Source organism: Candidatus Zixiibacteriota bacterium (genome assembly GCA_035574315.1).
Taxonomy (GTDB): domain Bacteria; phylum Desulfobacterota; class Binatia; order UBA9968; family UBA9968; genus DATLYW01.
Genome location: DATLYW010000048.1, coordinates 139,890 through 152,369 on the forward strand (window position 1 = coordinate 139,890; position 12,480 = coordinate 152,369).

The following is a 12,480-nucleotide window of genomic DNA, read 5'->3' on the forward strand; positions in this document are numbered from 1 at the left end:
CGCCCGCGAACGCGACGGTCGCCCGGCCGCCGCCGGTTCGCCTTCAGCTAAACAGACCCATTGTCAAAGCAGAGAAAAACAGGTAAATACAGTCGGACTTCGGGGAGGCGCACAAAAATTGGGCATCGTGATAAAAAAAGCTAAACGTATCAATGACTTACCTCCGTACCTTTTCGCGGAGATCGATCGGCGAAAACGCGAGGCGCTGGCGCGCGGCGCGGATCTTATAGATCTCGGGATCGGAGACCCCGATATTCCCACGCCGTCGCCGGTCGTCGAGAAGCTGCGGGAGGCCGTGCTCAATCCCGTCCACCATCGTTATCCGAACAGCTCGGGCATGCCGGAATTTCGCGCTGCGGTAGCCGACTGGTATTTTCGCCGCTTCGGGGTCAAGCTGGACCCCGCCACCGAGGTCGTCTCGCTGATCGGCTCCAAGGAGGGAATCGGCAACATGGCGGTTGCCTTCGTCGATCCGGGTGACGTCGTCCTGGTCGCGAGCCCCTGCTATCCCGTCTACCATATCGGCACGGCGTTCAACGGCGGCAAGAACTACTTTCTGCCGTTGACGAAGGAAAACCATTTTCTGCCCGATCTCGACGCCATCCCGGCGGACGTGGCGGCCAGGGCCAAGCTGCTGTGGATCAACTATCCCAACAACCCCACCGCGGCAGTCGCGGAGCGCGATTTTTTCCAGCGCGTGGTCGACTTCGCTCGGCGCCACAACGTAATCGTCTGTCACGACGCCGCCTACACCGAGATGGGGTACGATGGCTACCGGCCGATGAGCTTTCTCGAGCTGGAGGGAGCCAAAGAGGTCGGTATCGAGTTCCATTCGTTGTCGAAAACCTTCAGCATGACCGGCTGGCGCATCGGGATGGCCGTCGGGAACGCGGAGCTGGTCGGCGGGCTGGCGCAGGCGAAGTCCAATCTCGACTCGGGCGTTTTCCAGGCCGTTCAGGAGGCCGCCATCGAGGCGCTGCGCCTTGGAGACTCGATCGTCGAGCCGTCCCGCCGCATCTACCAGGAGCGCCGTGACATCCTCGTGGACGCGTTGCGGGGCGTCGGTCTCGAATGCGAGAAGCCCCGGGCGACCTTTTATGTCTGGGTTGCTGTCCCCAAGGGTTTTTCATCGGCCGCCTTCACCGCCAAGCTCCTCGACGAGGCCGGGGTGGTGACCACGCCGGGAAACGGCTTCGGCGCCGCCGGGGAAGGCTACGTCCGCTTCACGCTGTGCGTCGACAAAGAACGATTGAAGGAGGTCGCGGAGAGAATCCGGCTGGTCAAACTGTAGGGAGTCTCCGCGGGCGCGCTATGGCGAGCGCTCTGGCCCATCAGGTCTACATCGGGGTTGGTTCGAACGTCGGCAACAAGAAGGAGAACTTCTTGGAAGCGTTGAGGCGCGTGAGCAGGCTCCCCGACACCAAGATCGTCAAGGAGTCGTCTCTCTATGAGAGCGAGCCGCACGGCGACTCGCGCGAATGGTACGTCAACGGCGCGATCGAGATCGAGACGCGGTTCAAACCCGACGTGCTGTTGCAGAAGTTCAAGAACATCGAGCGCGCCATGGGGCGCAAGAAGGTGAAGAAGCGCTGGGGGGCGCGCATCATCGATCTCGACATCCTGCTGTACGACGCGCTGATCGTGAAGAAGAAGAACCTGCGGATCCCCCATCCCGAAATGGCCAACCGGCGGTTCGTGCTGGTGCCGTTGAGCGAGATCGCGCCGCAGGTGATTCATCCCGAGCTCGGCGTCACCATCTCCGAGCTGCTCATCAACGTAAAGGACGACAAGAAGGTGACGCTGTACCACTCCTGAACGGGCCAGGCCCGGTCCCGCCGGCCCCGCCGGGCCCGGGCCGGCGGAAAGAGGAGCGCTTGCCTTGTTCCTGCGCCTGCTGCTTTTTCTGCTGTTGCTCTACGTCTGCCTGAGGATGGCGCGGGCCTACCTGCGCGGTGCACGCGACAAGCGCGGCGACTCCCTCGGCGGGAAAGGCGAAGAAATGGTTCTCGACCCGCAGTGCCACGCCTACGTGCCCAAGTCGGAGGCACTCTGGCGGAACGGGAACTACTTTTGCAGCGAAGAATGCGCCCGGCGCTTCCTAAGCGGCTAGCCGCGCCAGGATCTTGTCCTGCACGCCGTCGAAGCCGCCGTTCGACATGACCAGCACGATGTCGCCGGCCGCGGCGTTGGCCGCGACGTGAGCCGCGATCGCGTCGGCGCCCGCGAGCGCGACGGCGCGATCCTCCCCACAGCGGTCGTTGATCGCCGCCACCACGTTACCGACCGAAAGCCGCTCGCCCTCGGGGATCTTCTCCGGCTGATGCACCGCCGCGAGCACCACGCGGTCGGCGAGCCCGAGCGCGGCGGCGAACTCCCGCTCGAAGACGCGTCGACGGCTGGTGTTGCTCCGCGGCTCGAAAACCGCCCAAAGCCTGGCGCCGGGATACGCCGCTCGAACCGCCTCGATCGTCTCGCGCACGGCCGTCGGATGGTGCGCGAAGTCGTCGATCAGCCGCACGCCGCGCGCCGCCCCACGAAGCTCCTGGCGCCGCTTGACGCCGCGGAAGCCGGCGAACCCTTCGGCAAGCGTCCGATGGCCGAGGCCCAGGGTTCTCCCCACCGCGTAGACTGCCAGCGCGTTCTGTACGTTGTGCCGTCCGATCATGCCGAGCTCCACGCGCCCCTCCCGCCTGCCGCGCCAAACCGGAACGAAGCTGCTTCTCCCCTCGCGCGCCTCGATCTCGGCCGCGCTCCACTCCGCGCCGTCGCCGTACGTGATCACCCGGCAGCGCGCGCCCCCGGCGACGTCGAGCGCCGCGGGGTAGTCGCCGGAGACCACCAGCGTACCGTCGGCGGGGATCAGGTCGACGAGCCGGGCGAAAGCGCTCTTCAAATGATCCAGGTCCCGGTAGATGTCGGCGTGGTCGAACTCCACGCTCGTCAAGATGACGTGCCGCGGCCGGTAGTGGAGGAACTTCGGACCCTTGTCGAAAAACGCGCTGTCGTACTCGTCTCCTTCCAGCACGACGTGCCGTCCCGCGCCCCGGCTCCAGCCGCTGCCGAAGTTGAGCGGCATGCCCCCCACGAAAAAACCCGGATCGAATCCCGCCCGGGTCAAGGCCCATGCGGCGAGCGCAGTCGTCGTCGTCTTGCCGTGTGTTCCGGTGACCACCAGCGACTCACGGTCGCCTATGAGGAAGGTTCCGAGCGCCTGGGGAAACGACAGATAAGGAATCCCCGCGCTCAGGAGCGCCTGCGCTTCCGGATTGTCGCGCGAGACCGCGTTCCCGACGACCACGAGGTCGGGCTTCGGGACGAGGTGCTCTGCGCAAAAACCCGGGAGCACCTCGATACCGACCCCGGCCAGATAGGTGCTCATCGGCGGATAGACGTTCTGGTCCGAGCCGGTTACCCGATAGCCCTCCGCCTGCAGAAGGCCCGCGAGCGAGGCCATGCCGACGCCGCAGACGGCGATGAGATGGATATGGCTGCCCTTGGGAGGAGCGTCGAACATCGATGGATCACCTTCGACCGCGAAGCTCGGACCCGACGGCCCGGCGGCGCCGGCGTACTTCGGCCCGGCGGTGCTCATGGGAACAACGCCTTCATGATGAGGTCGTGAATGCGAGGTCGAAAATCGCGGATCCTTTCGTTCTTGCGCGTGGGATGAATGCGGTTGCTGAGCAGGATGACGTGGCAGTTTTTGTCGAGGTCCCACCACAGCGACGTCCCGGTAAAGCCGAGATGGCCCACTGACCTTGGCGAAAACAGGCTTCCCGCCGCGGACTGCGTCCCGGACGGCGTATCCCACCCGAGCGCGTAGCTGGAGTCGTGCACCGTGCCGTCGCGGGTGAGGAACTCCCTGAGCAGGGGAGCCGGCAGAAAGTTGTCCTCGCCGCGGTAGCAGCGGCTCAACCGGGAGACGAGCCGGTGAATGTCCTGCGCCGACGAGAACAGGCCGGCGTGGCCCGCAACTCCTCCCATGGCGTACGCGTTGTCGTCGTGGACCTCGCCGCAGAGGATCTTTTTCCTCCACGGGCAGTTTTCCGTAGGCGCGATCATTTCCACCACGGGCTCGAGCCGCCGCGTTCTGAGCTGCGTCAGGTCGACGAAGGAGGTGGAACGCAGCTCCAGCGGCCTGAAGATCTGCTCCTGGCAGAAGCGGTCCAGCGTCGCTCCCGTCAGCTCCTCGACGAGCTGGCCGAGAACCATGAAGCCGAGATCGCTGTACAGCGACTGGGTGCCCGGAACGCTCACCGGCCTGTCACGATGGATCTGCTCCAGGACGTAGCTCTTGGCCCCGCGGCTTGCGACGAAATGGATCCTTCCGGCCCTTTCCGCCTTTACGATCTCCTCGTAATACGGCTTCCACGCCGCCAGGCCGGAGGTGTGGCTGAGCAGCTGGCGCACGCTTACCGTGTGCTTGCCGAAAACCCCGAAGGTCGGGAAAAAGCGCGTTACGCGGTCGTCGAGGCGGACCTTTCTTTCCTTGACCAAAAGCATGACCGCCAGCGTGGTCGCGAGCGGCTTGGTGAGCGAGGCGAGGTCGAAAATAGTATGGATACGCATCGGTGTCCGCTCGGGGACGAGGGAGCGAAAACCGAAGGCCTGCTGGTAGACGACCTCATCCTCCCGGCCCACCAGAACCACCGCTCCGGGGAACACGCCTTGCTCGACGGCTTCTTGAAACGCCGCCTCGACGGAATCGAAGCTCACTTGACCGTTGCGCTTTCCAGCGATGTTTCGTCTTGCATACGCGCACGCCTGCTTTTCCCGCCGCCAGCGCTCAACACACGGGGGCTTCCAGCATGGAGAGGGAAGCGGTTTCGGCGTCAAGGAGCATCGGGATACCGAACGGAAGCGTGAGATTTTCCTTTCCGTGTCCGGCCTCCAGTCCCATGACCACCGGATAGGGCGCGTCGCGGAACAACTCGCCGACGATCTGCGGAATCTGCCGCTCCCCCTCCCCGTCGCAGCCGGTAAAGCTCCCGAAGACGACCCCGGCCGGCCGATCCAGCTTCCCGGCCATCTTCAGGTGCGTTAGCATGCGCTCGACCCGATAGGGCTTCTCCCCCACATCTTCCAGAAAAAGCAGCTTTCCCGCAGTTTCTATTTCGTAGGGAGTCCCCAGCGTCGTTACCAGCAACGAGAGGCAGCCTCCCATCAACTCCGCCCGCGCCTTTCCGCGCCGAACGACCTCGCCCAATCGGATCTTCCACGAAGATGTGTCGCCCCTCAGGACGCCCCAGAAGAAATCGCGGCTCCGGGCGCTCAGCCCGTTCGCCAGGTCCATGGCAACCATCGGACCGTGAAAAGTGACCATGCCCCAGCGCTCGGTGAGCCAGTTGAGCAGGATCGTCACGTCGCTGTAGCCAGCGAAGATTTTCGGTGCCGGCGCAGCCGCCCTCTCGAGGTACGGCAGGAGCTGAATCGACCCGAAGCCGCCCCGGGCGCAGAAGATCGCCGCAATATCGCCGCGCCCGAAGTAGGACAACAATTCCTCCGCCCGGCTCCGCCCATCGCCCGCCAGATAGCCTTTTTTTTCCCCTGCCCGGGGCGAGACCTCCACCTCGAAGCCTTCCCGGCGCAACGCTTCCACCCCGGCCGCCAGCGCATCCGGATCGACGCATCCCGCCGGCGCAACCACCCCGATGCGGTCTCCGGGAACGAGCCGCGGCGGCTTATTCACAGCCATGGGCGCTGTCCACAGGGCGCCACGGACTTCTCGAAGCCCGCACGGCAGCCCCCTGTGGATATTTCAACAAAGCTTTCCTGCAGGCGGTTTTCATGGAATTCGAATTTTTGCAGAAAACCCGCGAACACTCAAGCTTTTTTACCCGCCAGGAGCGCCCGATCACGCTGTGACGGCTGCCACTGCGGTTGACTTCCCGCCCTCCCCCGGATAAACAACGCTGTAGAGTTGACAGGTTCCACCGGGCTTTCCACGATCGCGGCGCAACTTATCCACAGGTTTTCCGCTGCCGATGAAGATCAAGCAGGAACAGCTGGAACGGCTCGCGGGTCAACTTCTGGCAAGCTATCGCTCCAAAGGGTTGCTGGTAGCCAAAGGCGGCGATGCTGAGATCAAGGCGCGAATCGTCGCCGTCGTCGCCCAGAATTTCGCCGAGGAAGAGGCCATCGAAGAGGAGGCTCGCAGGGTGCTGGCGGAGCACGGCCGAGCCGCCCGGGACATGGACCCATACAAGATGTTTCTGATCGCCAAGCAAAAGGTCGCGGCGAGGAAGGGTTTCATCCTGTGACCCGCCTTTCGGAGAGCCGCGTATCGCACCTCGCGCATCTGATCGTCGACGCCGTGACGAAGAGCGGCCTCGGGGAGTTCACCAACGTCGGGCGCGCTCTGGCCGAGACCAAAGCCGTGCTGCACAGCTTTTTCCAGCACGAAGATCAGATCGACGAGATCGTCCGGAAAAAAATCCAGTCGCTGTCCCGGCCCATTCCGCCGGGGAGCCGCGAGTGGGACGTGCTCTACCGCAAGTACTTCGAGGAAGAAGCGCGAAAGCACAGGAAATAGCCGTCCTTGGAGCCTTGACAGCCCGGGACGGATGTTTACATTAGGCTGGCTTCGGAAGCGCCCTTCCACACCGCGGCGCGGCCGGCCGGATTCCACGCATTCGATGACTCATTTTGGACGCTTGAAAGGAGGCGGGAAGTGAAGATCAGGCCGTTGCAGGATCGGATTATCGTCAAGAGGATCGCCGAGGAGGAAAAGAGCAAGGGAGGCATCATCATTCCCGATACCGCCAAGGAGAAGCCGCAGGAAGGAAGAGTGGTGGCCGTCGGCAAAGGGAAAGTCAACGAGGACGGGAAAATCACGCCGCTCGACGTCAAGGTGAACGACCGGGTGCTTTTCGGCAAGTACGCCGGCACCGAGATCAACATCGACGGCGAAGAGCATCTGATCATGCGCGAGGAGGATATCCTCGGGGTGATCGAGAAATAACTCTGCAGACTCGAACGGGAGGGAAACAATGGCAGCCAAGATGGTAAAATTCAACCGGGACGCCCGGGACGCGATTCTGAGAGGCGTCAACATCCTCGCCGACGCGGTGACGGTGACGCTGGGGCCAAAGGGCCGCAACGTGGTGCTCGAGAAGTCGTTCGGGGCGCCGAACGTGACCAAGGACGGCGTTACCGTCGCGAAGGAAGTCGAGCTCGAGGACAAGTTCGAGAACATGGGCGCCCAGATGGTCAAGGAGGTCGCGAGCAAGACCTCCGACGTGGCGGGCGACGGCACCACGACGGCGACCGTGCTGGCCCGCCAGATCTACGCCGAGGGCGCGAAGCTGGTGGCGGCGGGCCACGATCCGATGTCGCTGAAGCGCGGCATCGACAAGGCGGTGGAAGCGGTCGTGGCAGAGCTCAAGAACCTCTCCAAGCCCACCAAGGACCCCAAAGAGATCGCCCAGGTCGGCACCATCGCCGCGAATAACGACCCCACGATCGGCGAGGTGATCGCGGAAGCGATGAACAAGGTCGGCAAGGAAGGCGTGATCACGGTCGAGGAAGCCAAGGGGCTGGAAACGACGCTGGACGTGGTCGAGGGGATGCAGTTCGACCGCGGCTATCTCTCGCCCTACTTCGTCACCGACCCCGAGCGGATGGAATGCGTCCTCCAGGACGCCTACCTGCTGATCCACGAGAAGAAGATCAGCAACATGAAGGAACTGTTGCCGATCCTCGAGCAGATCGCGAAATCCGGCAAGCCCTTCATCATCATCGCCGAGGATGTGGAGGGTGAAGCGCTGGCCACGCTGGTGGTCAACAAGATCCGCGGCACATTGCACTGCGCGGCGGTGAAGGCTCCGGGCTTCGGCGACCGACGCAAGGCGATGCTCGAGGACATTGCGATCCTCACCGGCGGCAAGCTCATCGCCGAAGAGCTGGGGATCAAGCTCGAGAACGTTTCGCTGCACGACCTCGGCCGCGCCAAGAGGATCGTCGTCGACAAGGACAACACGACCATCGTCGACGGCGCCGGCAAGAAGGCGGACCTGGAGGCCCGCATCAAGCAGATCCGCGCGCAGATCGAGGAGACGACCTCGGACTACGACCGCGAGAAGCTGCAGGAGCGGCTCGCGAAGCTGATCGGCGGCGTCGCCGTCATCAACGTCGGCGCGGCGACGGAAATCGAGATGAAGGAAAAGAAGGCCAGGGTCGAGGATGCGCTCCACGCGACCCGCGCGGCCGTCGAGGAAGGCGTCGTGCCCGGAGGCGGGGTGGCGTTGCTCCGTTGTGCGCCGGCGCTGGACAAGCTGAGGGTCGGCGAGGAGGAGAAGGCGGGCGTCGGCATCATCCGGCGGGCGCTCGAAGAGCCTTTGCGGCGGATCGCGATGAACGCGGGCGTCGAGGGCGCCATCGCGCTCCAGAAGGTCAAGGAAGGAAAAGGCTCGTTCGGCTTCAATGCCGCCACCGAGGAATACGAGGACCTCATGAAGGCGGGGATCATCGATCCGACCAAGGTGGTTCGCACCGCGCTGCAGAACGCGGCTTCCGTGGCCGGCATGCTTTTGACCACCGAAGCGATGGTCGCGGAAAAGCCGGAGGAGAAGCCGCCCGTGCCGGCGATGCCGCCCGGAGGCGGAATGGGCGGGATGATGTAGGCCGGGCTTTGAGGCGTCCGGGGCCCGCTGTGCCTGGTTCAAGGGTACAGCGGGCCTTTGTTTTTTGGCGTCTACCTTGACAACCCACGCCTTTTCCACTAGTCTGTTTATTCAATTTTCGCTGAAATTATCGTAATTTAGACAATGTTCGAATCGCTCACGGAAAAGCTCGAGCTGACCTTCAAGCGGCTCCGAGGCCAGGGGAAGATCAGCGAAAAGAACATCGACGACGCCCTGCGCGAGGTGCGGCTCGCGCTGCTCGAAGCCGACGTTCACGTCCAGGTCGTCAAGAGCTTTCTCGATTCGGTGAAATCGAAATCGCTCGGGCAGGAAGTCCTGCTCAGCCTCACGCCGGACCAGCAGTTCATCAAGATCGTCGCCGACGAGCTGGCCGCCATCCTGGGCGGCGAGCACCGGGAGCTCGATCTCAAGGCGGCTCCCCCCGTGGCGGTCATGCTGGTCGGGCTGCAGGGTTCCGGCAAGACGACGACCGTCGCGAAGCTGGCGCGCCACCTCAAGAGGTCCCAGGGGAGGACTCCTTACCTGGTGCCGGCCGATGTCTACCGCCCGGCGGCCATCGAGCAGCTCCAGATCCTTGGAAAAGAGCTCGACCTTCCGGTCCACCCGACCGACCCCGAGAGCGATCCCGTGGACATCTGCCGGCAGGCACTGGAGCAGGCGAAAAGCCGGTTTTGCGACCTGCTCCTCATCGACACCGCCGGACGGCTCCACATAGACGAGCCGCTGATGCGGGAGCTCGCGGCGATCAAGGCAGCAATCGCCCCGCGCCACGTCCTGTTCGTCGCCGATTCGATGACCGGCCAGGACGCGGTCAACCAGGCGATCGGCTTCGACCGCCATCTGGAGCTGACCGGGGTGATTCTGACCAAGCTCGACGGCGACGCCCGTGGCGGGGCGGCGCTTTCGATCCGCCGGATGGTCGGCAAGCCGATCCTCTTCTGCGGAACCGGTGAGAAGCTCGACGCGCTCGAGCCATTTTATCCCGACCGGCTGGCGTCGCGGATTCTCGGGATGGGCGACATCCTGTCGTTGATCGACAAGGCCCAGCAGACCATCGAGCAGAAGGACGCGGCCCGGCTCCAGAAGGTCATCCAGAAACAGCAGTTCACGCTCGAAGAGTTCTTGTTGCAGCTGCAGCAGATCAAGAAGATGGGCTCGATGGGAAGCCTTCTCGAGCTGATCCCCGGCGGAAAGAGGCTCGCTTCCCAGGTCGATACGGAAAAAGCCGAGCAGGAGCTCAAGCGGGTCGAGGCCATCATCAACTCGATGACGCTCCAGGAGCGGCGCCACCCTGGCATCCTCAACGGCAGCCGGCGCCGGCGCATCGCCCAGGGCAGCGGCACGACCGTGACCGACGTCAACCGGCTGATGAAGCAGTTCTTGGAGATGAAAAAGATGATGCAGAGGGTGAACAAGCTTGGGGTGCGGTCGCTGTTCGGCCGGATGCCTCACCTGTTCCAGTAAAGGAGAACGAATCGATGAGCGTTAGAATTCGCCTCGCCCGTCACGGCGCCAAGAAAAGACCGTTTTATCGGATCGTGGTCTGCGACGGGCGCTTTCCCAGGGACGGCCGGTACATCGAGCAGGTCGGGACCTACGATCCCAACGCCGCCGGCGGGGGAATCAAGATCGACCGCGAAAAAGTTCAGAGCTGGATCCAGCGGGGAGCCAAGCCGAGCGAAACGGTCTCCCAGCTGATCGCGCGGCAGAGCCGATCCGCTTGATCCGAACGGGAGGAGGCTTTCTCCTCATGAAAGAGCTTGTCCAGTATCTGGCGAAATCCCTCGTGAGCAATCCGGACGCCGTGGAGGTCAAGGAAACCGAGGAAGAATCCACTTCGATCTTCGAGTTGAAGGTGGCGAAAGAGGATCTGGGACGCATCATCGGCAAGCAGGGCAGAACCGCGAAATCGATCCGTACGATTCTCAACGCGGCCGCGTCCCGGACCAACCGCAGGGTGGTGCTCGAGATCGTCGAGGAAAAATAGCGTCGGATCCCTGCGCGCCGGTGTCTGAGCGACTGGTTCCACTCGGGAAGATCGTCACGACTCACGGCGTCGGCGGCTGGCTGAAACTCAATCCATACAATCCGGAAACTGCGCTCCTGACGGCCGGACGCGAGGTGATCGTGCGGCGCGGGGGCTCGCGGTCGGTGCACGTCGTCGAAGCGAGCCGGCGGCAGCGCTCGCAAATCGTCTTCAAGCTCCGCGGTGTCGACGACATCACGCACGCGCAGGAGCTGATCGGAGCGACGCTGTCCGTGCCCGAGAGCGCTTTGGCCCCGCTGCCGCCCGGAGAGTACTATCATTTCCAGGTGATCGGCCTGGAGGTATTCGACGTGGAAGGCCGTCGGATCGGCGTCGTCAAGGAGGCCCGCCACTCCCCGGGCGGCGAGCTTTACGTTATCGCCGGGCCGCAGAAAGAGTACCTGATTCCGGCGGTCAAGGAGATCGTCGAGAAAGTGGACTTTGCGGCGGGCAGGTTGATCATCCGCCCTCCCGAGGGTCTCCTCGACCTCTGACGCAGTTGGCCGTAGCTCGATGCTGACCTTTACCGTCATCACCTTGTTCCCTTCGATGCTCGAGTCGCCCCTCGGCCATAGCATCCTCAAGAAGGCGCAGGAGAAAGAATTGATCTCGGTCTCCATGGTGGACCCGCGCGACTACACGGCGGACCGCCACCGGATCGCCGACGATTATCCGTACGGCGGCGGCCATGGAATGGTGATGAAGCCCGAGCCCCTCGTGGCCTCGATCGAGGACGTCAGGCGGAAATCTCCCGGCGCTCGCGTCATCCTGCTTTGCCCCCAGGGACGGGTCTTCGATCAGGCTGTGGCCGCCCGACTGGCCCGCGAGAACCATGTGGTGCTGGTGTGCGGCCGCTACGAAGGAGTCGACGAACGTGTCAAGGCGTTCGTCGACGAAGAGCTGTCGATCGGCGACTATACCCTGAGCGGCGGTGAACCCGCCGCGCTGGTCGTCATCGACGCCGTGGCCCGGCTGGTCGCGGGCGTGCTCGGAAACGAAAGATCGGCCGCGGAGGAATCGTTTGTTGAGGGCCTTCTCGAGTACCCCCAGTACACGAGGCCCGAAGAGTTCCGCGGGATGCGCGTGCCGGACGTGCTCCTCTCGGGGGACCACGAGCGGATCCGGCGGTGGCGCCGGCGCGCGAGCGTCGCACTCACCGCCGAGCGGCGGCCCGACCTCCTCGCGCGCGCCCGGCTGAGCGCGGAGGAAAAGGCCGAGGCACTGAAGCACCGGGCCCCCGTCTACCTCGCCCTGCTCCATCATCCGGTTTACGACAAGAACGGCCGGGTGGTGACCACGGCGGTGACCAACATGGACATCCACGACATCGCGCGGGCCGCGCGAACCTACGGCGTCCGGGCCCTCTACGTTGTCACTCCCGTCAAGGCGCTCCAGAAGCTGTCGCTCAAGATCATCGAGCACTGGGAAACCGGCTATGGGGCCGAGTACAACGCTACCCGCAAGGAGGCTCTGGCGCTGGCGCGCGTCACCGACGCGCTCGACGACGTGCTCATTGACGTCGAGCGCGAAAGCGGCATCCAGCCCGCGATCGTCGCGACCTCCGCCAGGACGGGTCCGGGACGCGCCTCTTTCCCCCAGGTCCGGGACATGTTAATAAAGAGTTCTCGGCCAGTGCTGATTCTTTTCGGGACGGGCTGGGGCCTGACGGACGAGATCCTTTCCCGAGCGGATTACATTCTGGAGCCCGTCGAGGGTTGCGCCGGCTACAATCACCTGTCCGTGAGGTCGGCGGCAGCCATCATTTTGGACCGCCTCTTGCGGTATTGAACACCTTGTCGAAGGAGTCGCGTT

At 63.8% G+C, this 12,480-nt stretch carries 15 protein-coding genes; 12 read left to right on the forward strand and 3 right to left on the reverse strand.

The genetic code is table 11. The features are described from left to right. The first annotated feature begins 124 nt into the window (after positions 1 to 124). The 3 genes from VNN77_17020 (at position 125) to VNN77_17030 (ending at position 2,110) form a co-directional block, all read left to right on the forward strand. Complete coding sequence (locus tag VNN77_17020; protein ID HXG53100.1) at positions 125 to 1,291, forward strand: LL-diaminopimelate aminotransferase; 1,167 nt, start codon at positions 125 to 127, stop codon at positions 1,289 to 1,291. Positions 1,292 to 1,311: 20 nt separating this feature from the next. Further along, the gene (folK, locus tag VNN77_17025) at positions 1,312 to 1,815 is read left to right on the forward strand and encodes a 2-amino-4-hydroxy-6-hydroxymethyldihydropteridine diphosphokinase (GenBank protein ID HXG53101.1); all 504 of its coding nucleotides are present in this window, start codon (positions 1,312 to 1,314) and stop codon (positions 1,813 to 1,815) included. A 64-nt stretch (positions 1,816 to 1,879) separates the two neighbouring features. Further along, a complete protein-coding gene (locus tag VNN77_17030; GenBank protein ID HXG53102.1) occupies positions 1,880 to 2,110 on the forward strand; it encodes a PP0621 family protein in 231 nt (76 codons plus the stop codon). Here VNN77_17030 and mpl read toward each other — a convergent pair. The 3 genes from mpl to VNN77_17045 all read right to left on the reverse strand — a co-directional run bounded on the left by mpl (position 2,099) and on the right by VNN77_17045 (position 5,695). Beyond that, positions 2,099 to 3,592 (reverse strand): UDP-N-acetylmuramate:L-alanyl-gamma-D-glutamyl-meso-diaminopimelate ligase, encoded by a 1,494-nt coding sequence (gene mpl, locus VNN77_17035; GenBank protein HXG53103.1) that lies wholly within the window; start codon positions 3,590 to 3,592, stop codon positions 2,099 to 2,101. The two genes, VNN77_17030 and mpl, sit on opposite strands and share 12 nt — an antisense overlap. Continuing rightward, on the reverse strand, positions 3,589 to 4,716 hold the full coding sequence (locus tag VNN77_17040) for a serine hydrolase domain-containing protein (GenBank protein ID HXG53104.1): 1,128 nt from the start codon (positions 4,714 to 4,716) through the stop codon (positions 3,589 to 3,591). Before VNN77_17040 ends, mpl begins: the two co-directional genes overlap by 4 nt. Positions 4,717 to 4,786: 70 nt before the next feature. Next, a complete protein-coding gene (locus tag VNN77_17045; protein ID HXG53105.1) occupies positions 4,787 to 5,695 on the reverse strand; it encodes an LD-carboxypeptidase in 909 nt (302 codons plus the stop codon). Between the two features lie 289 nt (positions 5,696 to 5,984). Between VNN77_17045 and VNN77_17050 the strand changes: the two genes are divergently transcribed. The 9 genes from VNN77_17050 (at position 5,985) to trmD (ending at position 12,456) form a co-directional block, all read left to right on the forward strand. Next, entirely contained in the window at positions 5,985 to 6,260 is a 276-nt protein-coding gene (locus tag VNN77_17050) for a DUF507 family protein (protein ID HXG53106.1), read from the forward strand. Next, positions 6,257 to 6,532, forward strand: coding sequence for a DUF507 family protein (locus VNN77_17055; GenBank protein HXG53107.1), 276 nt, complete (start codon positions 6,257 to 6,259; stop codon positions 6,530 to 6,532). The genes VNN77_17050 and VNN77_17055 overlap by 4 nt, the downstream gene beginning before the upstream one ends. Positions 6,533 to 6,670: 138 nt before the next feature. Then, on the forward strand, positions 6,671 to 6,961 hold the full coding sequence (gene groES / locus VNN77_17060; protein HXG53108.1) for a co-chaperone GroES: 291 nt from the start codon (positions 6,671 to 6,673) through the stop codon (positions 6,959 to 6,961). A gap of 28 nt (positions 6,962 to 6,989) precedes the next feature. Beyond that, on the forward strand, positions 6,990 to 8,621 hold the full coding sequence (groL, locus tag VNN77_17065; GenBank protein ID HXG53109.1) for a chaperonin GroEL: 1,632 nt from the start codon (positions 6,990 to 6,992) through the stop codon (positions 8,619 to 8,621). 144 nt (positions 8,622 to 8,765) lie between these two features. Next, on the forward strand, positions 8,766 to 10,106 hold the full coding sequence (gene ffh / locus VNN77_17070) for a signal recognition particle protein (GenBank protein HXG53110.1): 1,341 nt from the start codon (positions 8,766 to 8,768) through the stop codon (positions 10,104 to 10,106). A 14-nt stretch (positions 10,107 to 10,120) separates the two neighbouring features. After that, the gene (gene rpsP, locus VNN77_17075; GenBank protein ID HXG53111.1) at positions 10,121 to 10,366 is read left to right on the forward strand and encodes a 30S ribosomal protein S16; all 246 of its coding nucleotides are present in this window, start codon (positions 10,121 to 10,123) and stop codon (positions 10,364 to 10,366) included. A gap of 26 nt (positions 10,367 to 10,392) precedes the next feature. Beyond that, entirely contained in the window at positions 10,393 to 10,629 is a 237-nt protein-coding gene (locus tag VNN77_17080; protein HXG53112.1) for a KH domain-containing protein, read from the forward strand. Between the two features lie 20 nt (positions 10,630 to 10,649). Beyond that, positions 10,650 to 11,162 carry a ribosome maturation factor RimM gene (gene rimM, locus VNN77_17085; GenBank protein HXG53113.1) on the forward strand — a complete coding sequence of 171 codons (513 nt, stop codon included), beginning with the start codon at positions 10,650 to 10,652 and terminating at the stop codon, positions 11,160 to 11,162. 19 nt (positions 11,163 to 11,181) lie between these two features. Next, positions 11,182 to 12,456: a tRNA (guanosine(37)-N1)-methyltransferase TrmD gene (gene trmD / locus VNN77_17090; GenBank protein HXG53114.1), complete on the forward strand. Its 1,275-nt coding sequence runs from the start codon at positions 11,182 to 11,184 to the stop codon at positions 12,454 to 12,456. Positions 12,457 to 12,480 lie beyond the last annotated feature (24 nt).